Here is a 21,253-nt window from a genome sequence, read left to right on the forward strand (position 1 = left end):
GGACACCGGCGCCCGCGCGGGGCCCGCGTCCGGCGCCGTATTCCTCGACGGTGCCGGCGCTCACGTCCCGGGCGCAGGGCGTTCCGGCTCACCGTTCTCCGAGAACGGCTGACGGTTGCGGGTCAGCGCCGGATTCGCACCGGCTTTCCCCTGCTCGGGCATGAAGACGACCGGCCCACTGTACCGGCCCCCGGGGCCGCCGCCGCGGGCGTGCGAGCCGCGTCACACCGCCACGTACGCCACCGGCTCCGTGCCCGTCACGGCCTCCGCCCGGCCCAGCTTCACGAGCCGCCGGATGTGGGCCTCGGCCTCGCTGACGGCGATGTTGCGGGAGCCGTACGGGATGCGGTCCCAGGGCCGGTTCCACTCCATGCGCTCGGCGAGCTGCCAGGGGGTGAGCGGGGTGGTGAGGAGGGCGAGGAGGCCGGTGAGCCGGTCCTCGTGGTGGTCGAGGAGTTCGCGGACCCGGCCGGCGGCGTCGGGGAAGGCGTGCTGGTGGGCGGGGAGCACCTCGGCGACGCCGAGCCGCCCGATCCGTTCCAGGGAGTCGAGGTAGTCGCCGAGGGGGTCCCCCCTGCTCGAACGAAGTTGAGAGCTTGGGGGCGGGTCGGTGACGGTGGCGTCGTCGGGGTCCTCGTAGAGGCCGATGTGCGGGGAGATCCCGGGGAGGAGGTGGTCGCCGGAGAAGAGCCGGCCGCGGCCGGGGAGCCCGGCGGGGTGGTCCTCCTCCAGGTGGAGGCAGACGTGGCCGGGGGTGTGGCCGGGGGTCCAGACGGCGCGGAGCCGACGGCCGGCGAGGTCGAGGAGCTCGCCGGGCACGATCTCGCGGTCGGGGAGGGCGGCGCCGAGCCCGGGCAGGGTCCGCATCCGGCCGCCGGAGCGGGCGGCGAGCAGCGGCGCGAGGTGGTCCTCGGGGGCGCCGGCGGCGGCGAGCTTGCGGGCGAGGTAGTCGAGCCAGGTGCCGGGGTCGGACTCGCGGGTGCGGCGGACGACGGCGGTGTCGGCGGCGTGCATGGCGATCCAGGCCCCGGACTCCTCCCGGACCCGGCCGGAGAGTCCGTGGTGGTCGGGGTGGTGGTGGGTGATGACGACGCCGTGGACGTCCTTGGCCGCGATCCCCAGCGCCCCCAGCCCGTCGTTCAGTTCGCTCCAGGACTCGGGGTCGTCCCAGCCGGTGTCGACGAGGACCGGCCCGCGGCCGGTGTCGAGGACGTGCACCAGGGTGTGGCCCAGCGGGTTGTCGGGGATGGGCACCCGCAGCGACCAGACGCCGCCGCCGTGCTCGGTCACCTGCGTCATGAGCGCCCTCATCTCTGCGTACCGGTACGACCATTGCCGACCATATCTAGAACTGATATCAGTTCTGATACACCGTCAGATACCCCCGGGAGGCGACCGGCATGAGCGAGCTCGTGGAGCACGGAAAGCTGTTCATCGGCGGGGAGTTGACCGACCCGCTCGGCGACGCCTCCATCGAGGTGATCTCCCCCCACACCGAGGAGGTCATCGGCCGCGTCCCGCACGCCTCGCGCGCCGACGTCGACCGGGCGGTCGCGGTGGCCCGGCGGGCCTTCGACGAGGGGCCCTGGCCGCGGACGAGCCTGGCGGAGCGGATCGAGGTCGTCTCCCGGATCAAGGACGCCATCGCCGTCCGGCACGAGGAGATCGCCCGCGCGGTCAGCGCGCAGAACGGCTCCCCGTACTCCTGGTCCGTCCTCGCCCAGGCGCTCGGCGCGATGATGGTGTGGGACTCGGCGATCACCGTCGCCCGGGACTTCGTCTTCGAGGAGCGGCGCGCCGGAGTCCTCGGCCCGCTGCTCGTGCGGCGCGAGCCGGTCGGCGTGGTCGCGGCCGTCGTGCCGTGGAACGTGCCGCAGTTCACCGCCGCCGCCAAGCTGGGCCCGGCGCTGCTCGCCGGCTGCACCGTGGTCCTCAAGCCCTCGCCGGAGTCGCCGCTCGACGCGTACCTCCTCGGCGAGATCGCCACCGAGGCCGGGCTGCCCGAGGGCGTCCTCTCGATCCTGCCCGCCGACCGCGAGGTCAGCGAGTACCTGGTCGGGCACCCCGGCGTCGACAAGGTCTCCTTCACCGGCTCGGTCGCCGCCGGCAAGCGCGTGATGGAGGTCGCCTCCCGCAACCTCACCCGCGTCACCCTCGAACTCGGCGGCAAGTCGGCGGCGGTGATCCTCCCGGACGCCGACGTGGCGACCGCCGTCGCCGGGATCGTCCCGGCCGCCTGGATGAACAACGGCCAGGCGTGCGTGGCCCAGACCCGGATCCTCGCCCCCCGCTCCCGGTACGCGGAGTACGCCGAGGCGTTCTCCGCCGCGGCCTCCGCCCTCGTCGTCGGCGACCCGCTCGACCCCGCCACCCAGCTCGGCCCGCTCGTCGCCCGCCGCCAGCAGCAGCGCTCCCTCGACTACATCGGCATCGGGCAGGCGGAGGGCGCCAAGCTCCTCACCGGCGGCGGCCGCCCGGAGGGCCTCGACCGGGGCTGGTACGTCGAGCCCACCCTCTTCGGGGACGTCGACAACGCGATGCGGATCGCCCGCGAGGAGATCTTCGGCCCGGTGATCTGTCTCCTGCCGTACGGGGACGAGGCCGAGGCCCTGCGGATCGCGAACGACTCCGACTTCGGCCTCAGCGGCAGCGTCTGGACCGGCGACGTCGAGCACGGCCTGGACTTCGCCCGCCGGGTGCGCACCGGCACCTTCAACGTCAACACCTTCAGCCTCGACATGCTCGGCCCCTTCGGCGGCTACAAGAACTCCGGCGTGGGCCGCGAGTTCGGCCCCGAGGGCTTCGGGGAGTACCTGGAGCACAAGATGATCCACCTGCCCGCCGGGTACGGGGACAACTGATGGGCGACCGCTGGCACGTGGAGGTCGACCGGAGCCTCTGCATCGGCTCCGGCATGTGCGTGAACCACGCCCCGGACGGCTTCCGCCTCGACACCGCCCGCCAGTCCCACCCGCTCCATCCGGAGGCCGACGCGGGCGAACGGATCCTCGCGGCGGCCGAGGGCTGCCCGGTGGAGGCCATCCTCATCACCCTCGCCGACGGCGGAGAACCGGTCTACCCGCCGGAGGACTGACGGTCCGCGCCCCGTGTCACACTCCTCCCTGATCACGGGCGAACGCCCCGTGACCTGGGGAGGGAACGCACGTGCGGGGAAAGAGACGGGCCGCCACCACGGCCCTGACGGCGGTGCTCGCGCTGGGGGCGGCGGGCTGCTGGGCGGCGGCGGACGAGGCGCCCGAGGCCGCCCCGGTCCCGCCGCGCCCGGCGGGGTCGGGGCCGCTCACGAAGGACGTGGTGCGGGCGGACGTCGACGGGGCGGTGCGGGCGGCGGACGCGCCGCCCGGCCTTCCGGACCAGGCCGGCCCGGGTGACCGGGACCCGGCCGGATGCACGATCGTCTACCGGGGTTTCGCCGAGAAGGACGTCCCGGCCGACATCACCCGGTACGAGGCGCTGAAGGACGCACTCCGCGCACGTGCGTGGACGTACGTCCGCAAGGGGCCCGGCCAGGACGAGCGGGGCGGGGAGGTCCATCACGCGCAGGAGATCTTCAAGCAGCGTGGCTGGACCCTGGTGACGACCTACTACCAGGGAGTCGAGAAGGAGGACGACCAGATCGGCGTCCTGGCGCTGGACGACGTCTGCGCCAAGAAGTCCGGCCTCGGCCAGGGCGCGGTGGGCTGACCGTGCGCACGAGGAACGGAGCGACTCTGCTGGCGGCCGCCCTGCTCGCCGCGGGGTGCGGGAGCAGGGGGGACGCGCCCGCCTTCGGCCGGGAGGCCGCGCGGGCCGAGATCCGTACGGCCGTCGTCGGCGCGGGGCTGCCGGAGTCGGAGCTGCCGGGGCCGGGGGAGGCGACCGGGACGGCGGCGCCGGGGACGGAGCGGGAGCGGGTCGCGGTGCGGGCCGCCGGGTGCTCCGCCGGCTGGCAGTACGTCGGCCCCGCCGTGGACGGCTCGCTCGGGAAGTACGACGAGGCCCTGACCGCGCTGGCGGGGAAGGGCTGGACCGAGTCGGGGGAACGGAAGGCACTGCCGGTCGGCGAGGGCGACGGGCCCCTGACGCAGGTCGTCCTCAAGAAGGACGGATGGACTCTGTACGCCCGTCACATGCCCTCACGGACGCTCGGGGCGGACACGGTCTCCTTCAACGCCACGGAGGACGCGTGCATGGAGCAGTTCACCGAGCGGGAGATCGACCTCCTGTCCGGGGAGGAGGCCGGTCACTGACGGGCGGCGGCGCGGGCGCGGTCCGGGGCGGTCAGGTCGATCAGGCGGCAGACCGTCTCGATGTCGATCTTCACCTGGGCGATCGAGGCGCGGCCCGACAGCCAGGTGATGAGCGCCGAGTGCCAGGTGTGCTCGATGACGCGGACGGCCGACAGCTGCTGGGGCGTCGGCTGCTCCGCGCCCATCGCGTCCAGGATGATCGCGGTCGTCAGCCGGGAGACCGTGTCGACCTCGGGGCTGACGCTGCGGTCGGCGAAGGTCAGCGCCCTGACCATCGCGTCGGCGAGCTGCGGCTCGCGCTGGAGCGCGCGGAAGGCCCGCATCAGGGTCTCCGCGACCCGCTCGGCCGGGGCGGCGCCCGCCGGGGGCCGCTTCCGGAGCGTGGTGTGCATGTGCTGGAGCTGGTCCTGCATGGTCGCCACGAGCAGGTGGATCTTGGACGGGAAGTAGCGGTACAGGGTGCCGAGGGCGACCCCGGCCGCCTCCGCGACCTCCCGCATCTGCACCGCGTCGAAGCCGCCGCGGGCGGCGAGCCGGGCGCTGGCGTCCAGGATGCGGCGCCGCCGCGCCTCCTGGCGCTCCGTCAGCGGCGGCGTGGCGGAGGGGCGGTGGTCCGCTCTGCTCTCTGCGGTCATCGGGGTCCCGTTCCGTGCGGTGGGGAGCGCCAGTATGGCGGAGGACGGCCGTGGCGCGAACCTCTGCGGCCGGGTGGCGCGAATCACCTGTTCCGACGCTCACACCGAAGCTACCTGCCGGTAGATTCTGTGCCTCCCGGGCAGCCGGGAGAGGTCGGGAACGATCAAGTCTGTAACTTGTTCTACCTTAGCGCGAGCGGTTACGCTCGCGCGAAACGCACGCTCGAAGGGGGTCGCGCATGACCGCTGAGGCCATACAGGCAAGCCCCCGCCAGGGCGCCGCCCCGTCCGGTGACGTCCCCCAATCTCTCGGCTACGCTCGATCAGGGGGCACCCCCATGTTGCGGATCGCTCTCCTCACGTACAAGGGCAACCCCTTCTGCGGAGGCCAGGGCGTCTACGTCCGCCACCTCTCCCGCGAACTGGCCCGGCTGGGCCACACCGTCGAGGTCTTCGGCTCGCAGCCGTACCCGACGCTCGACGAGGGCGTCACGCTCAGCGAGATCGCCAGCCTCGACCTCTACCGCCAGCCCGACCCCTTCCGGACGCCCGGACGCGAGGAGTACCGGGACTGGATCGACGGCCTGGAGGTCGCCACCATGTGGACCGGCGGCTTCCCCGAGCCGCTGACCTTCTCGCTGCGCGCCCGCCGCACCCTCGCCGCCCGCCGCGGCGACTTCGACGTGATCCACGACAACCAGACCCTCGGGTACGGCCTCCTCGGCGGCCCCCGCGCGATCGGCGCCCCGCTGGTCACCACGATCCACCACCCCATCACCGTCGACCGGCGCCTTGAGCTCGACGCCGCCGCCGACTGGAAGCGCCGCGCCTCCGTCCGCCGCTGGTACGGCTTCACCCGCATGCAGAAGCGGGTCGCCCGCCGGCTGCCGTCCGTCCTCACCGTCTCCGGCACCTCCCGCGACGAGATCGTCGAGCACCTCGGCGTCCGCGAGGACCGCATCCGGGTCGTGCACATCGGCGCCGACACCGATCTGTGGTCCCCGGACCCCTCGGTCGCCGAGGTCCCCGGCCGGATCGTCACCACCTCCAGCGCCGACGTCCCCCTCAAGGGCCTCGTCTTCCTGATCGAGGCGCTCGCCAAGCTCCGCACCGAGCGGCCCGAGGCGCACCTCGTCGTCGTCGGCAAGCGCGCCGAGGACGGGCCCGTCGCCCAGGCGATCGAGCGGTACGGGCTCGACGGCGCCGTCCGCTTCGTGAAGGGCATCAGCGACACGGAGCTCGTCGACCTGTACCGGTCCGCCGAGGTCGCCTGCGTGCCGTCCCTGTACGAGGGCTTCTCGCTGCCGGCGGCGGAGGGCATGGCCACGGGCACGCCGCTGGTCGCCACGACCGGCGGGGCGATCCCGGAGGTCGCGGGCCCCGACGGCGAGACCTGCCTCGCGGTGCCGACCGGTGACGCCGGCGCCTTGGCGGCGGCGCTGGGACGGGTGCTCGGTGATGCCGAGCTGCGGGCCCGGCTCGGTGCCGCCGGGCGGGCGCGGGTCCTGGAACGGTTCACCTGGGCGCGGGCGGCGCAGGGCACCGCCGAGCTCTACCGCGAGGCCCTGGAGCGCCAGGGTTCCGGCGCCCGCCGGTGACACCTCGCCTCGTTCGCCGGGTGCGGCCCGGCGGGTGGGTCGCGCCCACCCGCCCCCCTGCGGAACGCCTGCCCACCACCCTCGTCAACCCCGAAAGGCAGACCCCGTGCTGACCGTCGACTTCACCCGCTTCCCGCTCGCCCCCGGCGACCGCGTGCTCGATCTGGGCTGTGGCGGGGGGCGGCACGCCTTCGAGTGCTACCGGCGCGGTGCGCAGGTCGTGGCGCTCGACCAGAACGGCGAGGAGATCCGCGAGGTCGCCAAGTGGTTCGCGGCCATGAAGGAGGCCGGTGAGGCGCCGGCCGGCGCGACGGCCACCGCGATGGAGGGCGACGCGCTCAACCTGCCGTTCCCCGACGAGTCCTTCGACGTCGTCATCATCTCCGAGGTCATGGAGCACATCCCGGACGACAAGGGCGTCCTCGCCGAGATGGTGCGCGTCCTCAAGCCCGGCGGCCGGATCGCGATCACCGTCCCCCGCTACGGCCCCGAGAAGGTCTGCTGGGCGCTCTCCGACGAGTACCACGAGGTCGAGGGCGGCCACATCCGCATCTACAAGGCGGACGAGCTGCTCGCCAAGATCCGCCAGGCGGGCCTGAAGCCGTACGGCACCCACCACGCGCACGCCCTGCACGCGCCGTACTGGTGGCTGAAGTGCGCCTTCGGCGTCGACAACGACAAGGCGCTGCCGGTGCGCGCGTACCACAAGCTCCTGGTCTGGGACATCATGAAGAAGCCCGCCCTGACCCGGGTCGCCGAGCAGCTGCTCAACCCGGTCGTCGGCAAGAGCTTCGTCGCGTACGCCACCAAGCCCCACCTCCCGAAGGCGCAGGCGTGAGCCCCGAGCGGATAGCGGAACACCTGGTCCTGCCCGGCGTCCTCACCGCCGCACAGGCCGCCGGGACCGTCGCGGGCATCCTCGCCGTCCAGCGCGAGGACGGCGCCATCCCGTGGTTCCGCGGCCACCACCTGGACCCGTGGGACCACACCGAGGCCGCCATGGCCCTGGACACGGCCGGCGAGCACGAGGCGGCGGCCCGCGCCTACGCCTGGCTCGCCCGGCACCAGAACGCCGACGGCTCCTGGTACGCGGCCTACCGGGACGGCGACCCGGACGACGTCACCGACCGCGGCAAGGAGTCCAACTTCACCGCGTACGTCGCCGTCGGCGTCTGGCACCACTACCTGTCGACCGGCGACGACGCCTTCCTCGACCGGATGTGGCCGACCGTCTACGCGGCGGTCGAGTTCGTCCTCGGGCTCCAGCGGCCCGGCGGCCAGATCGGCTGGAAGCGCGAACCCGACGGCACCCCCGTCACCGACGCCCTCCTCACCGGCTCCTCCTCCATCCACCACGCCCTGCGCTGCGCCCTGGCGATCGCCGAGGCCCGCGAGGAGCCGCAGCCGGACTGGGAGCTGGCGGCCGGCGCCCTGGCGCACGCGATCCGCCGCCACCCGGAGCGCTTCCTCGACAAGTCGCGCTACTCGATGGACTGGTACTACCCGGTCCTCGGCGGCGCGGTCACCGGCGCCGAGGCGAAGGCCCGCATCGACGAGCGCTGGGACGAGTTCGTGGTCCCCGGCCTCGGCGTCCGCTGCGTCGTCCCCAACCCGTGGGTGACCGGCGGCGAGAGCTGCGAGCTCGCCCTCGCCCTCTGGGCGACGGGGGAGTCCGACCGGGCCCTCGACGTCCTCCAGTCCATCGGCCACCTGCGGGCCGCGAGCGGCCTGTACTGGACGGGGTACGTGTTCGAGGGCGAGGACGGCCACGAGCCGGCGCTCTGGCCCGAGGAGCAGACCACCTGGACGGCGGGCTCCCTGCTGCTCGCCGTCGCCGCCCTCGGCGGCGAGCAGGCGACCGTCGCCGTCTTCGGCGGCGAGACCCTTCCGACGGGCCTGGCCCCGGACTGCTGCGGCGACTGACCCGAAGGCGGCGCACCGACGCCGACACCCGGACGGGTCGCCGGGATGGCGGCCCGCCGGGAGCCGGGCGAGGCTGGCGGGAACCAGTCCCAGGGAGGTCCGCTGTGCCCAGAAGTCTTCGTCGGGGGGCCGCCGCGCTGCTGCTGTCCTGCAGCCTGCTGCTCGGCACGGCCGCGTGCGGGGCCGACACCGACGCCAGTGTGACCACGGCCGCCACCCCCTCGGCGTCGGGCACCTTCGAGCAGCAGAAGCTGGCGAAGACCCGGTTCGTGGCGAACGCCGGGCTCGCGGCCGGCGCCACCTACCAGTGGATCGTGAAGCCGTACAGGGCGGGCAAGTTCAAGAAGGGCGCGGACGGGCGCACCTTCGCCCTGGTGAAGGCGGGGCTCGCGGGCGCGTTCACGTACAACCGGCTGAAGGCGGCGGTGAACAACGCGAAGGGCGACCCGCTGCTCTCCAAGGCGGTGGCCCCGCTCACCGCGGGCATCGACTCCCTCAAGGACCTCGGGACGAAGCTCCGCAAGGGCGAGTTCGACGCGGCGGACGTCGGCGGCCTGGAGGGCGTCATCAACGGCATCAAGGACGCCGGGAAGTCCGCCGGGGCCGAGGTCGTCGACAAGGTCCCCTCGGCCTCCCAGCTCAGCGGCGGCTGATCCCCCGCCACGCCTCCCGTCACACGAGGGCGGCGGACCCGGCGAGGGTCGGGTAGTCGTTGTACCCGGTCTCGTCGCCGGAGTACATCCAGTTCGTCTCCCGCAGCGGGTTGAGCGGCGCGCCGGTGCGGAGCCGTTCGACGAGGTCGGGGTTGGCGAGGAAGGCGCGGCCCAGCGAGATCAGGTCCGCCCCGGCCTCCAGGAGCCGCTCGCCCGCGGCCTTCCCGCCGTCGGCCGGTAGGGGTCCGCCGAAGCCGAGCGCCGGGTTGGCGATCAGCGTGTTCGGCCAGGCGGCGCGGATCCGCCGGTACAGCGGCTGCCCGGGGTCGGCGAAGATCACGTGCAGATAGACCGGGCCGAGGGCGGCGAGGGCGGGCACGAGCGCCGCGTAGAGGTCGTCCGTGTCCTGCGCGCTACCCTCGTCGACGCCGTTGACCGTGACCCCGGGTGAGATGCGCACGCCGACCCGGTCGGCGCCGATCGCGTCGACGACGGCCCGGACGACCTCGACGACGAACCGGACGCGGTTCTCCACCGGCCCGCCGTACGCGTCCGTCCGCCGGTTGGTGTTCTTCGCCAGGAACTGGTGGAGGAGGTGCCCGTTGGCGGCGTGCACCTCGACGCCCTCGAAGCCCGCGTCGACGGCCCGGCGCGCGGCGGCGGCGAAGTCGGCGACGGTCTCGCGGATGTCGTCCTCGGTCATCTCGCGGGGCACCACGGACTCCTGCCGGCCGCCGGGGGTGTGGATGGTCTCCGGCAGCGCGACCGGCGAGGGCGCGACCGGCCGGAGCCCGCTGTTGTCGGGGTGGCCGACCCGGCCGCCGTGCTGGATCTGGAGGAACATCCGCCCGCCCTCGGCCCGTACGGCGTCGGTGACCGCGCGCCAGCCGGTCACGTGGGCGTCGCTGTGGATGCCCGGGATGTTCGGGTACGTCTGACCGACCGCGTTCGGCGTGGTCCCCTCGGTGATGATCAGGCCGGCGGTGGCCCGCTGGGCGTAGTGGGTGACCATGAGGGGCCGGGGGACGCCGTCGGCGGCGGCGCGGTTGCGGGTCAGCGGCGGCATCACCAGCCGGTTGGGGAGGGTGAGGGGGCCGAGGGTGGTGGACTCGAAGAGGCGGGAGGCCGCCGTGGTGTTCGTCATGCGGGTACCGTAGGAGTTGACACCAGTGTCAGGTTCAAGTCCCTTCTCCCGGAGGTGAGACGGCGGATGCGCATCGGTGAACTGGCCCGGCGCAGCGGCGTCAGCGAGCGGTCGCTGCGCTACTACGAGACCCAGGGCCTGCTGCGCTCCGAGCGCACCCCGGGCGGCCAGCGCCGCTACGGCGAGTGGGCGGTCGACCGGGTCATCCGCATCCAGGCGTTGTACGCGGCGGGCCTGAACAGCCGCAAGATCGCCGACCTCCTGCCCTGCATGCGCGACGCGGACGGTGGCCCGAGCGCGATCGCGACGGCCCGGCTGGTCGACGAACTGGCCGCCGAGCGGACGCGCATCGACGTGATGATCGCCGACCTGGTCCGCTCCCGCGACATCCTGGACGAGGTCATCGAGACGGCCGCCGCGCGGGTCGGCTAGGGCCCGTCCGGCGGATCACGGCCGGGGCCGCGCCCCCGATCCGCCGGACGGGCCCTGGCCGTTCAGCTCCGCCAGCGTCCGCAGGGTCTCCTGGTCCGGGGCCGTGACCAGGAGGTCCGTCACCGGGCCGGTGCGCCACTCGTCCAGCCGTTCCGCTATCCGCTCCCTCGGTCCGACCAGGGAGATCTCGTCGGCGAAGGCGTCGGGGACGGCGAGGACGGCCTCCTCGCGGCGGCCCTCGGCGAAGAGGGCCTGGACGCGCCGGGCCTCCGCCTCGTACCCCATGCGGGCCATGAGGTCGGCGTGGAAGTTGCGGGTCGCGTGGCCCATGCCGCCGATGTAGAAGCCGAGCATGGCCTTCACCGGCAGGAGGCCCTTCGGCACGTCGTCGCAGACCTGGGCGCGGACCATCGGCGCGACCAGGAAGCCGTCCGGGAGGCGGTCCGGGAGGGCGTACGCCTCGCGGAAGCGGCCGGGCGACCAGTACAGCGGCAGCCAGCCGTCGGCGATCCGCAGGGTCTGCGCGATGTTCTTCGGGCCCTCCGCGCCGAGCAGGACCGGCAGGTCCGCGCGGAGCGGGTGGGTGATCGGCCGGAGGGGCTTGCCGAGGCCGGTGCCGTCCTCGCCCGCGTACGGGAAGGAGTAGTGCCGTCCCGCCAGGGTCACGGGCGCCTCCCGCCGCAGCACCTGCCGGATCACGTCCACGTACTCGCGGGTCGCCGTCAGCGGGGAGCGGGGGAACGGCCGGCCGTACCAGCCCTCCACCACCTGCGGGCCCGAGAGCCCGAGGCCGAGCCGCATCCGGCCGCCCGACAGGTGGTCCAGGGTCAGCGCCTGCATCGCGGTCGCGGTCGGGGTGCGGGCCGCCATCTGCGCGACCGCCGTGCCGAGCCCGATCCGGCTGGTGTGCGCGGCGATCCAGGTGAGCGCGGTGAAGGCGTCCGAGCCCCACGCCTCCGCCGTCCACACCGAGTCGTAGCCGAGCCGCTCCGCCTCGCGGGCGAGCTCCAGGTGGGCGGGGGAGGGGCCGCGGCCCCAGTAGCCGAGCGCGAGTCCCAGGCGCATGACCGGAGCTCCTTTCTGACGTTGCGTCAGATCAAGTGGTCCGGGGACTGTACGACGACGGCCCTCCGACCGGAAGGGTTCCGGTCGGAGGGCCGTCGTCGAAACGGAGCGGGGCGGATCAGCCGCGCTGGATGCCCGTGGCGTCCTGGAGGACACCGCGGCGCCCGTCCTGCGTCTGCGCGATCAGCGCCTGGCCGCGCTGCTCCACGGCCAGGTACCAGGTGCCGGGGGCCAGTTCGGCGATCTGCGCGCCGGAGCCGTCCTCCGCGTACAGCGGGCGGGCGACCGGCACGGCGAACCAGAACGGGGTGAAGTCCCCGCCGCCCTGGGCCTGCGGCTCGGGCTGCGGCGCCGGCTGCGCGGCGGCCGACTGCGGCTGCCCGCCGAACGGCTGACCGCCCTGCGAGGCGTCCTGCGGCGCCGGGTACGGCTGGTGACCCTGCTGGGCGCCCGGGTAGCCGTAGCCGCCGCCCTGGACGCCCGGCTGGCCGGGCTGGGCGCCGTACGGCTGCGGGGCCACCGGACGCGGGGCGCCGACGAGCGGGGCCTTGAGGGCGGGGACCATCGGGGCGGCGACGGCGGCACCGGCCAGCACGAGCGCGGCGATCAGGCCGAGGATCAGGCCGGCGCCGGCGTTCTCCGCCTCGAAGATCCACATGAGCAGGGTCCACGCCGCGGCGATCGTGAAGGCCGCGCCGACCTGGCCGAGCTCCAGACCCGCGACCTTGCGGGGCTGCGGCAGGCCGTGCGAGACGACGACGAGCGCCGCGCCGGCGATGCCGAGGAAGAAGGAGCCCCAGCCCAGGTAGGAGATCTCCCACGAGTTCACGCTGGTGTAGTACCGCGAGCATTCTTCGGGCGTCCCGGCGCAGCCGGCGATGTCGAGGAACGAGGCGATGAACAGCACCACCGCAGCACCGATCACTACGCCATCGCCTCGGGTGAGGGAGCGGATATTCACGTAAGAAGTCCTTCGTCGGGTCGTCGTCGCGTCGGGCAGGCGCCGGTTCTCGGCACGGGGGCGGCCCCATCGTACGGAGCGAATCTATCGCTCGCGGGTTCTACCCCTGGAGGTAGGTCACGATGCCGTCGGCGATGCCCTGCGCCGCCTTCTGCCGCCACGCCCCGGACGTCAGCAGCGCTGCGTCCTTCGGATCACGCATATTGCCGCATTCGACGAAGACCTTGGGCACGGTTGAGAGATTGAGCCCGCCGAGATCGGACCGGACGTCCAACCCGGTGCCGCCGCCGAGGTAGTTGGCGGGGGAGGTTCCGGTCGTCCGGGCGAAGGCGGCGGCGATCCGCTCGCCGAGCGTACGCGACGGGGCGACGATCGGGCCCGTGTCCGCCGATCCTTCACGGACCTTGGCGGGGACGATCACATGGAAGCCGCGGTTCCCCACGGCCGAGCCGTCCGCGTGGACGGAGACGACGGCGTCGGCCGCCGCCTCGTTCCCGATCCGCGCCCGCTCGTCGATGCAGGGCCCGTACGGCCGGTCCGCGTCGTGCGTCAGGACCACCTCGGCGCCGCGCGCCTCCAGGAGCTTCCTCAGCCGGTGCGACACGTCGAGCGTGAAGGCGGCCTCCGTGTACGCGGCCTTCCCCCCGGACGCGTTCGTCGAGGTCCCGGTGGTGTCGCACTCCTTGCGGGCCGTCCCGATGTCGACCTTCTCGTCGATCTCCCGCGTGTGCCGGAAGTTCCCCGGGTTGTGCCCCGGGTCGACGACGACCGTGCGGCCGGCGAGGGGCCGGGCGGCGTCGGCCGCGGGGGTACGGGAGGGGGTGCGGGAGGGAGTGCGGGACGGTTCCGGGGTACGGCTCTCGCCGGGCGTCGTGGTCGCCGCGGCCGGCCCCCGGGTGCCCTCCGCCGCCTCGGAGGCGGCGCCGCAGCCGGCGAGCGCGGCGGAGCAGACGAGGACGGCCAGGGCGGCGGGCAGGGAGCGGGTCACGGGGTTCCTGTGGTCGTACGGCACCCCGCGACTCTAGGCCCTCCCCCGGACGAAACCGCGGACCGGATGTACCGGCTCGGTCACGCGGCCGGAAAACGCTGGACGCGCGGTCGGCGACCCGGGAAGGCTGGGTGTACGGAGTGGCGTGGGGGTGTCACCGCGCCCGGACCCACGAGGGGGAACCGGTGGGGGAAGAACCGAACGACGCGCGTCCCCAGGACGCGCCGCCCAAGCTTGACCTGGGCAAGGGGGAGCCGAACGCGGGGGAACCCGGCGACACGTCGTCCGTCCCCTCCGGGGAGACGGTACGCAGCCGCCCGACCCGCCCCACGCCCCAGGACGCGAGACCGGGGGACGAGGCGGCCGGGGGCGCGGCGCCCGCCCAGGGGACGCCGAGGGACGCGACGCCTTCGGACGCGATGCCTTCGGACGCGATGCCTTCGGGCGTGACGCCTCCGGACGCGACGCCTACGGGCGTGACGCCCGAGCGGGCCGCCGCTGAGGGTGCCGCGCCCCTGGACGCCACGCCGACGGGCTCCTTCCGGCTGGCCGCTCCGGCGCCGGCGGGCGGCCCGGCGCCCTGGGAGGCGCCGGCACAGAACGGCGGATCCACGGGATCCACGGGATCCGTCGGGCCCGCCGCCTCGGCGGGCTCCGCCGAGTTCGCCGGTTCCGCCGGTTCCTTCGGCTCGGCAGGGCCCAGCGGCTCCGGCGGTTCCGGTTTCGGCGCGCCCTCCGATGGCTCCGGCGGGTTCGGTACGGGGCCCGGGGCCGCCGCCCCGTACGGGCAGGCGCCCGGGTGGGCCGGGGCGGGGGCCCTTCCGCCGCCGCCCCCCGCGCCGCCCGGCTTCGGTGCCGGCGGGGCCGGGGGTTCCGGTGGGCAGGGGGAGGCGCGGCCGCTCCAGGCCGTGGCGGTGGGGCTGCTGAACCTGTCGTGCCTCGGGCTCGGTTACGTCCTGCTGCGGCAGTGGATCGGCGCGGCGGTCTGCTGGGCGGCCACGGCCGCGCTGCTGCTGCTCGCGCTCCCGGCGGACGCGGACGGCGTCCCCGTGGGCGTGCTCGTCGGGTACGGCGTCGTGCTGCTCGCCGCCGTCGCCGACGGCGCCCGGCGCGGTCTGCGGGCCCGGCTCTCGCTCGGGGTCACCGCCCGGCGCCTCGCGCTGCCGCTCGCGGTCGTGCTGCTCGCCGCTCCGGCCGGCGGCACCGTCGCGTACGGGGCGGCCCGGGAGGAGGCCCGCGAGGAGGCGTTCCAGCAGTCCCTGCTGGCCCGGCTCGCCGGCGCCGACGCGGTGGTGAAGTCCAAGGACGGCGTCCGCTTCGACCTCGCCGAGCCGTACTACGAGGAGGCGCTCGGCACCTACGAGGCGCTGGCGCTCGAACACCCCGGGTCCCGGGCCGCGAAGCTCGTACCGGACCGCCTCGACGCGTACGTCGCGTCCGTGTCCGCGCCGTACACGGAGAAGAAGTACTGCCTGGCGGTCGACCCGCTCAAGCACCTGCGGTCGCTCCCGGACACCGTGGACAAGGCCGTCCTCGGCGACCGGGCGGCCCGGTGGGACGAGCCGCTGGCACGCTCCCTGTACGAGTGCGGGAGCGCGGAGCGCGGCCGCGCCGAGACGGCGCCCGCCCACGCGGCCTTCACCGAACTCCTCGCGCTGTTCCCGAAGTCCCCGCACGTCGCCGAGGTCGAGAAGCTCGTCGGCGGCGACCTCACCAAGGCGGCGGCCCCGCTGACGGCCGGCACCGCCTCCGACCCGTGCGCGGCCGTCAAGACGGTGGAGACCCAGCGGGCCTTCGCCACCTCGCTGAAGGGCTACGCGCTCGACGGGGCGGTCGCGGACGCCGACCGGGGCGTCCAGAAGGGCGTCTTCGCCTGCGGCACCCGGCAGTTCCGCGACGGGGACTTCTCCGACGCCGAGACGACCATGGACCGGTACGTCAAGGACTACCCGAAGAGCCCGCAGACGGCCCACGCCCGGTCGATCGCCATCGCCGCGCAGATCGCCGACGAGGAGCCGGAGGCCGGGAAGAAGCTGCCCCCGGCGTCGGCGCCCGGCGGCCCCCGCATGACCATGGTGATCAGCAACGACGCCCCGGACGCGGTCGAACTCCTCTACACCGGCCCGGTGACCGGCAAGATCACGATCCGGGCCTGCGGCGACTGCCGCAAGTACACCAGCCTCGACACCGCCCTCGGCGGCTTCAAGCCCTGCTCCGGCCCGTCGTCGAAGTACCCGAAGGCGACGATCTCGCTGCCGGCGGGGACGTACCACCTGCTCCAGAAGCGGGCCGGCTCCGGTCTCTCCTCGGCCGGCGACACCAAGTCCAGCAAGGCGAAGATCGAGCCCGGCTACAGCTACACCAACTGCCTCTACGTGACCTCGCTACTGTACGGGAACTGAGACCCCGGCCCGGCGCTCAGTACCCGTCCACGATCCGGTCCACCGCCGCCGCCACCAGCGCGTCCCGCTCCTCCTCCGGGAAGACGCCGGGGAGCGTGAGCTGCTCCACGATCAGCCAGTTGAGGGCGAGCAGGAGCAGCTTGACGGAGGTGGCGTCGCCGGGCAGCCCGGAGGACTCGTGGAAGGCGACGTTGGCCTCGACGTCGGCCCGCACCCGCTCGGTCAGGATCGAGCGGAGGGCGGGCCGGCGGGTGGCCTCCAGGCGCAGTTCGAGCAGGGCGAGGTAGCCGGTCCGGAAGGACGAGACCCGTCCGACCAGCTCCCGCATGATCCGCGTGTACGTCTCCTTGTCCCGGGGCGCCGTCCGGGTCGCCTCCATCGTCGCCTCGTCGGGCCGGAGCCGTTCGTAGACCCGGGCCCCGGCCTGGGTGAGGAGGGCGTCGCGGTTGGCGAAGTAGTTGGACGCGGTCCCGGTGGGCACCCCGGCCTCGGCGTCCACCGCCCGGAAGGTCAGCCCCCGGGCGCCCTCGCGGGCCAGCACCTCGATCGCCGCGTCCACGAGCGCGGCGCGCCGCTCCTCGTTCCGCCTCGCCATGGACACCACTCCGATCGTAGTACTACAACTGGACCCCTTCTCGTAGGGTACGCGCACCCCGCGATGAGTTCGCGCCGTCCGGGCGGTCATCACTCCGGAACGACCGAGCGAGGAGGAACCCCCATGTCTCCCACATCCCCCCAGCCCCCCGGGCCCCAGCTGCTGAAGGTCCAGAACTTCTGCGTCTCCGCCGACGGGATCGCCGCCGGCGAGGACCAGTCCCTGGAGCGGCCCTTCGGCCACGTCGACCCGGGCAGGCTCTTCGCCTGGGCGGGAGCGACCGCGAGCTGGCCCAACCGTACCGACCCCGGCGGCACCCGGGGCCTCGACGACCACCTCGTCCGCGACTTCCATCACCGCATCGGCGCGGAGATCATGGGCCGCAACAAGTTCGCCCCCCTGCGCGGCCCCTGGCAGGACGAGGAGTGGAAGGGCTGGTGGGGCGACGAGCCGCCCTTCCACACCCCCGTCTTCGTCCTCACCCACCACCCGCGCCCGTCCTTCACCCTCTCCGACACCACCTTCCACTTCCTCGACGCCGCCCCGGCGACCGCCCTGGAGCGGGCGAAGGAGGCGGCGGACGGGAAGGACGTCCGGCTCGGCGGGGGCGTGACGACGGTCCGCGAGTTCCTCGACGCGGACCTCGTCGACACGCTCCACATCGCCGTCTCGCCGGTGGAGCTCGGCACCGGCCTCAAGTTGTGGGACACGCCCGAGGAGCTCACCGACCGCTTCCACCTGGACGTCGTGCCCAGCCCGAGCGGCGTCACCCACCACCTCTTCTGGCGCAAGTGACCCGCCCGCCCGGCCGCCGTCAGGAGGTCCGGCGCAGCACCCGCAGCGAGTCCGTGACCGAGACCTCCTCGAAGTCGCCGGACTCCAGCGCCCGCAGATAGATCCGGTACGGCGCCTGGCCGCCGTCCGCCGGGTCCGGGAACACGTCGTGGATGACGAGCAGGCCCCCGGCCGCGACCCTGGGGGCCCAGCCCTCGTAGTCGTTCGTGGCGTGCTCGTCCGTGTGCCCGCCGTCGATGAACACGAGCCCGAGCTCCCCGCCCCACACCTTCGCGACCTGCGGGCTGCGCCCGACCACCGCGATCACGTGCTCCTCCAGGCCCGCCTTCCGCAGCGTCCGCCGGAAGGTCGGCAGCGTGTCCATCACGCCGACCTCCGGGTCCACCACGGTCGGGTCGTGGTACTCCCACCCCGGCTGCTGCTCCTCGCTGCCCCGGTGGTGGTCCACGGTCACCGCGACCGTCCCCGCCGCGCGCGCCGCGTCCGCCAGCAGGATCGTCGACCGCCCGCAGTACGTGCCCACCTCCAGGAGCGGCAGCCCGAGCTTCCCGGCCTCGGCCGCCGCCGCGTACAGGGCCAGGCCCTCCCCGGCGGGCATGAACCCCTTCGCGGCCTCGAAGGCGGCGAGGATCTCGGGAGTGGGCTCGGACATGGCGGTCTCCTACTGGCGAGTAGTACGTCGGTACGGGCGCCCATCGTGCCCTACCCGTCGCACGCGGACCACACCGTCGGCGCGGTCGTGCCCGCGGATCAGGCGCCGGCCGGGGAGAGGCGCAGGGTCCAGGTGTCGACCGTGTAGCGGACCGGGTGCGCCGGGCTCGGCTCCGCGAAGGTCGCGACCAGGTGCGCGCCGTCCCGGCGCAGGGCCCGGATCGTCCGCGAGTCGGTGAGGGGCGTCAGTTCGGCCAGGACGGTCGTGGCGAGGTCCCGGTCCACCGCGCGGAGCAGATGCCGGTCGAGGACCAGGAGGGTGCCGTCGGGGAGGACGACCGGCTTCGGGGGCTGGGGGTCGGACAGGGCGGGGCCCGGCCCGACGACGCCGTCGGGGAGGAGCCGCACGACCCGGCCCTGGGTCGGGACGCGCCGGTCGGCCTCCACGACGCGGACGCCGCTGCCGACGACGTAATGCCCGTACGAGGGCCAGCGGGCCGTCTCCGAGCCCTCGCCGTCGTACTCGCGGGTCTCGAAGATGCCGTAGCCCTCCAGGCCGAGGAGGAACCGTCCGCCGCCGCGCGCGGCACCGCGCTCGCCGCGCAGTTCGGCGACGAGCCGGCCGGTGGAGAGGTCGAGGAGGAGCGCGGGGCCGAGGAACCCCCAGGGGGTGTACTCCAGGGAGTCGGTGGTGACGAGGACCCGGTCGCCGGAGATGTGCGCGGCGTTGGGGCGGCCGGCGCAGGCGTGGGTCCACAGCGGCCGGTTTCCGGCGTCGACGGCGGTGATCGCGCCGGCGCCGCCGTGGACGGCGACCCCGTGCCGGCGGGCGAGCGGTTCGCCGGCCGGCCGGGCCCGCTCGAACGGGGGCGGGCCCTCGGCCCGCCGATGGTCCACGACTTCCGCGCGCCACGCCCCGATGTCCGTCATGGCGGGAGGGTAGCGCCCGCCGGGCTGGGCCCAGGCCGGGTTCGGTCCGGAGGCGCGGCGGAGTCCTCCGGGAGCTCCGCCACCGTGAAGCGGGCGACGTACGACCGCCAGGACCCGTCGACGACGAGCGGGAAGCCGTCGGTCTGCCGGAGGAGTCGGCGGCGCTTCGGACGCCGCGGGTGTTCCCGCGAGCAGCGCCGGGCCCGTGCCTCCGGCTCCGCGAGGGCCTCCGCGCCCGTGCCGGTGACGTGTCCCTCACGTACGCCCGCGGGCGCCTGGCGTCCCCCGGCCGACGGTGGTCCCGACGACCGGCCCCCACGCGGCCGCGGGCCCGGTCACGCGCCGGCGTCCGCGAGCACGGCCCGCAGCTTCCGTATCCCGGCCTTCCACTCCTCGCCGTCCGACTCCTCCCACAGCTCCAGGAGTTCGGACGGCTCGGCGACGACGCGGTCGAGCGCGGCGACGGCCTCCGCGCGCAGCTCCACCGGCAGCACCCCCAGCGGCTCCTTCGGGCCGTACGAGGTCACCGGCTCCCCGCCGGGGCACTGCGCCGCCACCAGAGCGGCCGCCGCGACGGCCTCGACGGACAGGTCGGCGTCCAGGTAGTCGTCCCCGGTCCCGGTCACCTCACGGAAGGCCGCGCGCAGCACGTCCGCCCTCCTGCCCGCCTCGGCCTCGTCCACCCTGTACGAGAAGTCCGCCGCCGTGTCGTTGTCGAACGGTCCGATGTCCCAAGTCCCCATGGCGTGCCCGCCCCTTCACGATCGTCTCTCAGGCTCTGCCGGCCATCGTGACAGCACCCACCGACAACGCCCGATGACGACGCCCGATGACGACGCGAGGAGGGCCGGCGCGGAGGACCGAGGCTCAAAGGGAGAACTGATGCTCAAGGGAGGGCCGAGGTTCAGTCGCCCCGCACGCGCGCGTGCAGGTGCATGTCGTGGGGGCCGTCGTCGTGGACGGCGGCCCGGCGCTTGGTGCCCTCCAGGGCGAAGCCCGCCTTCCCGGCGACGCCGCAGGAACCGGCGTTGTGGACCGAGTGCTCCAGCTCCACGCGGTGGAAGCCCGCGACGTCCAGCGCCCAGGCGGCGACCGCCGTCAGGGCCCGGGTCGCCACCCCGGCGCCGCGGGCGGCGGGCAGCACCCAGTACCCGGTCCAGGCGACGCCGTCGTCGAAGTCGAAGCCGCGCAGGGCCATGCGGCCCAGGACCCGCCCACCTTCGCCGGTGACGGCCCAGTGGGCGCCCCTCTCCCGCTCCCAGTCCTCGCGGTAGCCGTCGAACCAGCCGGCGATCTGCGCCTCGGAGGTGGGGCGGCGGGTGTGCCAGCGGCGCAGCTCCCCGTCCGTGTACGCGGACAGGAAGACCGGGGCGTCGGCCTCCTCCCAGGGGCGCAGCAGCAGCCCGCCGGCGGCGGGGAGGACGGGCTGGGGGCGGGCGGACAGCGCGCCGGCCTCGATGACGGGCGGCGTCGACAGGGTGCGGATCATGTGCCCCATGATCGCGGCTCGGCCGATCGCGGTCCGACCGCGGCGTCGGGACCGTCGTCGTACCGGAGTAGGGGGTGCGGTTTGGCACCGTGGTACGAGGCGGCCGGTGCCGCCGTCCCCCTACTCTCCCGGGCGTCGGCGCCCTGCCGGCGCGGGGACGAGCATCAGGGGACGGACATGTCGGTTCACATCTCACGGCGGACGGACCGCGCGGCGGCGGCGGCCGGGTTCGGCCGCCGGGCCGGGTACGCGGCGGCGCTGCTGCCGGTCGCGCTCGCCACCGCGGGGCTCGTGGTGGCGGGCCGCGCGGACCGGGCGCGGGAGTGGTGGGCCCGTGTCGGCGAGGAGGACCCGGCGGCCGCGGCGCGGCGGCCCGGTGCCGGGCGGCTGCTGGTCCACGCGCTGGTGTGCGTGCCGCTCGGGCTGATCGCCCTCGTGCCCGTGGGCGTCGAGCTGCTGTTCGTGCTCCGGGGCGTGCTCTATCCGCTGGTCGAATCCGGTCCGTACGACCACTCCTGGGGCGGTCCCACGCTGGCCGGCGCCTGGGCCGCGCACTTCCTCGTCAGCCTCCCGTTCGCGGCGGCCGGGCTGGGCGCGCTGGGGCTCCTGCACCGGCTGTACCACCGGCTGGCCGGCGGGCTGTGGGGCCGGAGGGTCGGCCTCTGGCCCGTACTCGCCCTCCTGGTCACGGCCCTGGCCTGCACCGTGCTGGTCATCGCCTGGACCCACCAGCTCTGAGCCG

23 protein-coding genes and 1 riboswitch are annotated in these 21,253 nt (G+C 74.5%); of the genes, 12 read left to right on the forward strand and 11 right to left on the reverse strand.

Annotated elements, in window-relative coordinates; all coding sequences use genetic code 11:
- Positions 1-76: 76 nt before the first annotated feature.
- Positions 77-152, reverse strand: a riboswitch (cobalamin riboswitch).
- A gap of 70 nt (positions 153-222) precedes the next feature.
- Complete coding sequence (locus tag ABZ621_RS02675) at positions 223-1,299, reverse strand: MBL fold metallo-hydrolase (RefSeq protein ID WP_360599959.1); 1,077 nt, start codon at positions 1,297-1,299, stop codon at positions 223-225.
- Between the two features lie 101 nt (positions 1,300-1,400).
- Here ABZ621_RS02675 and ABZ621_RS02680 point away from each other — a divergent pair, with 101 nt between their 5' ends.
- The 4 genes from ABZ621_RS02680 to ABZ621_RS02695 all read left to right on the forward strand — a co-directional run bounded on the left by ABZ621_RS02680 (position 1,401) and on the right by ABZ621_RS02695 (position 4,250).
- Positions 1,401-2,861, forward strand: coding sequence for an aldehyde dehydrogenase (locus tag ABZ621_RS02680; RefSeq protein ID WP_360599961.1), 1,461 nt, complete (start codon positions 1,401-1,403; stop codon positions 2,859-2,861).
- Positions 2,861-3,094, forward strand: a complete 234-nt coding sequence (locus ABZ621_RS02685; RefSeq protein ID WP_360599962.1) for a ferredoxin — start codon at positions 2,861-2,863, stop codon at positions 3,092-3,094. Before ABZ621_RS02680 ends, ABZ621_RS02685 begins: the two co-directional genes overlap by 1 nt.
- A 71-nt stretch (positions 3,095-3,165) precedes the next feature.
- Positions 3,166-3,705 (forward strand): hypothetical protein, encoded by a 540-nt coding sequence (locus ABZ621_RS02690; protein WP_360599964.1) that lies wholly within the window; start codon positions 3,166-3,168, stop codon positions 3,703-3,705.
- A 2-nt stretch (positions 3,706-3,707) separates the two neighbouring features.
- Positions 3,708-4,250: a hypothetical protein gene (locus ABZ621_RS02695; RefSeq protein ID WP_360599966.1), complete on the forward strand. Its 543-nt coding sequence runs from the start codon at positions 3,708-3,710 to the stop codon at positions 4,248-4,250.
- On the opposite strand, the gene ABZ621_RS02700 is transcribed toward ABZ621_RS02695, so the two are convergent.
- Complete coding sequence (locus ABZ621_RS02700) at positions 4,244-4,885, reverse strand: TetR family transcriptional regulator (RefSeq protein WP_360599968.1); 642 nt, start codon at positions 4,883-4,885, stop codon at positions 4,244-4,246. The genes ABZ621_RS02695 and ABZ621_RS02700 overlap by 7 nt on opposite strands.
- 239 nt (positions 4,886-5,124) lie before the next feature.
- Between ABZ621_RS02700 and ABZ621_RS02705 the strand changes: the two genes are divergently transcribed.
- From ABZ621_RS02705 to ABZ621_RS02720, 4 genes are all read left to right on the forward strand, one after another.
- Positions 5,125-6,483 carry a glycosyltransferase family 4 protein gene (locus tag ABZ621_RS02705; protein WP_360599969.1) on the forward strand — a complete coding sequence of 453 codons (1,359 nt, stop codon included), beginning with the start codon at positions 5,125-5,127 and terminating at the stop codon, positions 6,481-6,483.
- Positions 6,484-6,589: 106 nt separating this feature from the next.
- Positions 6,590-7,321, forward strand: a complete 732-nt coding sequence (locus tag ABZ621_RS02710; protein WP_360599971.1) for a class I SAM-dependent methyltransferase — start codon at positions 6,590-6,592, stop codon at positions 7,319-7,321.
- Positions 7,318-8,406 (forward strand): prenyltransferase, encoded by a 1,089-nt coding sequence (locus tag ABZ621_RS02715; protein ID WP_360599973.1) that lies wholly within the window; start codon positions 7,318-7,320, stop codon positions 8,404-8,406. Before ABZ621_RS02710 ends, ABZ621_RS02715 begins: the two co-directional genes overlap by 4 nt.
- Positions 8,407-8,510: 104 nt before the next feature.
- On the forward strand, positions 8,511-9,059 hold the full coding sequence (locus ABZ621_RS02720; protein WP_360599975.1) for a hypothetical protein: 549 nt from the start codon (positions 8,511-8,513) through the stop codon (positions 9,057-9,059).
- Positions 9,060-9,078: 19 nt separating this feature from the next.
- On the opposite strand, the gene ABZ621_RS02725 is transcribed toward ABZ621_RS02720, so the two are convergent.
- Positions 9,079-10,203 (reverse strand): alkene reductase, encoded by a 1,125-nt coding sequence (locus tag ABZ621_RS02725; protein ID WP_360599976.1) that lies wholly within the window; start codon positions 10,201-10,203, stop codon positions 9,079-9,081.
- 66 nt (positions 10,204-10,269) lie between these two features.
- On the opposite strand from ABZ621_RS02725, the gene ABZ621_RS02730 reads away from it, so the two are divergent.
- Positions 10,270-10,635, forward strand: a complete 366-nt coding sequence (locus ABZ621_RS02730; RefSeq protein WP_360599978.1) for a MerR family transcriptional regulator — start codon at positions 10,270-10,272, stop codon at positions 10,633-10,635.
- Positions 10,636-10,650: 15 nt separating this feature from the next.
- On the opposite strand, the gene ABZ621_RS02735 is transcribed toward ABZ621_RS02730, so the two are convergent.
- The 3 genes from ABZ621_RS02735 to ABZ621_RS02745 form a co-directional block, all read right to left on the reverse strand.
- Positions 10,651-11,700 (reverse strand): LLM class F420-dependent oxidoreductase, encoded by a 1,050-nt coding sequence (locus tag ABZ621_RS02735; protein ID WP_360599980.1) that lies wholly within the window; start codon positions 11,698-11,700, stop codon positions 10,651-10,653.
- 118 nt (positions 11,701-11,818) lie between these two features.
- Positions 11,819-12,661 carry a DUF5336 domain-containing protein gene (locus tag ABZ621_RS02740; protein ID WP_360599982.1) on the reverse strand — a complete coding sequence of 281 codons (843 nt, stop codon included), beginning with the start codon at positions 12,659-12,661 and terminating at the stop codon, positions 11,819-11,821.
- A 100-nt stretch (positions 12,662-12,761) separates the two neighbouring features.
- Positions 12,762-13,673 carry an N-acetylmuramoyl-L-alanine amidase gene (locus ABZ621_RS02745; protein WP_360599984.1) on the reverse strand — a complete coding sequence of 304 codons (912 nt, stop codon included), beginning with the start codon at positions 13,671-13,673 and terminating at the stop codon, positions 12,762-12,764.
- A 452-nt stretch (positions 13,674-14,125) separates the two neighbouring features.
- Here ABZ621_RS02745 and ABZ621_RS02750 point away from each other — a divergent pair, with 452 nt between their 5' ends.
- Positions 14,126-16,051 carry a hypothetical protein gene (locus tag ABZ621_RS02750; protein WP_360599986.1) on the forward strand — a complete coding sequence of 642 codons (1,926 nt, stop codon included), beginning with the start codon at positions 14,126-14,128 and terminating at the stop codon, positions 16,049-16,051.
- 16 nt (positions 16,052-16,067) lie between these two features.
- Here the strand turns inward: ABZ621_RS02750 and ABZ621_RS02755 are convergent, their stop codons facing one another.
- Positions 16,068-16,646, reverse strand: a complete 579-nt coding sequence (locus tag ABZ621_RS02755; RefSeq protein WP_360600781.1) for a TetR family transcriptional regulator — start codon at positions 16,644-16,646, stop codon at positions 16,068-16,070.
- A gap of 123 nt (positions 16,647-16,769) precedes the next feature.
- Between ABZ621_RS02755 and ABZ621_RS02760 the strand changes: the two genes are divergently transcribed.
- Positions 16,770-17,441 carry a dihydrofolate reductase family protein gene (locus tag ABZ621_RS02760; protein WP_360599988.1) on the forward strand — a complete coding sequence of 224 codons (672 nt, stop codon included), beginning with the start codon at positions 16,770-16,772 and terminating at the stop codon, positions 17,439-17,441.
- Positions 17,442-17,460: 19 nt separating this feature from the next.
- Here ABZ621_RS02760 and ABZ621_RS02765 read toward each other — a convergent pair whose 3' ends face one another.
- The 4 genes from ABZ621_RS02765 to ABZ621_RS02780 form a co-directional block, all read right to left on the reverse strand.
- On the reverse strand, positions 17,461-18,093 hold the full coding sequence (locus tag ABZ621_RS02765) for a class I SAM-dependent methyltransferase (RefSeq protein ID WP_360599990.1): 633 nt from the start codon (positions 18,091-18,093) through the stop codon (positions 17,461-17,463).
- A 98-nt stretch (positions 18,094-18,191) separates the two neighbouring features.
- Positions 18,192-19,022 (reverse strand): hypothetical protein, encoded by an 831-nt coding sequence (locus ABZ621_RS02770; protein WP_360599992.1) that lies wholly within the window; start codon positions 19,020-19,022, stop codon positions 18,192-18,194.
- Between the two features lie 335 nt (positions 19,023-19,357).
- Complete coding sequence (locus ABZ621_RS02775) at positions 19,358-19,765, reverse strand: DUF4259 domain-containing protein (protein ID WP_360599994.1); 408 nt, start codon at positions 19,763-19,765, stop codon at positions 19,358-19,360.
- 161 nt (positions 19,766-19,926) lie between these two features.
- Entirely contained in the window at positions 19,927-20,511 is a 585-nt protein-coding gene (locus ABZ621_RS02780) for a GNAT family N-acetyltransferase (protein WP_360599996.1), read from the reverse strand.
- A gap of 177 nt (positions 20,512-20,688) precedes the next feature.
- Here ABZ621_RS02780 and ABZ621_RS02785 point away from each other — a divergent pair, with 177 nt between their 5' ends.
- On the forward strand, positions 20,689-21,249 hold the full coding sequence (locus ABZ621_RS02785) for a hypothetical protein (protein ID WP_360599998.1): 561 nt from the start codon (positions 20,689-20,691) through the stop codon (positions 21,247-21,249).
- Positions 21,250-21,253 lie beyond the last annotated feature (4 nt).

Origin of the sequence: Streptomyces sp. NPDC007863 (assembly GCF_040633895.1) — a bacterium.
Classification (GTDB): Bacteria; Actinomycetota; Actinomycetes; order Streptomycetales; family Streptomycetaceae; genus Streptomyces.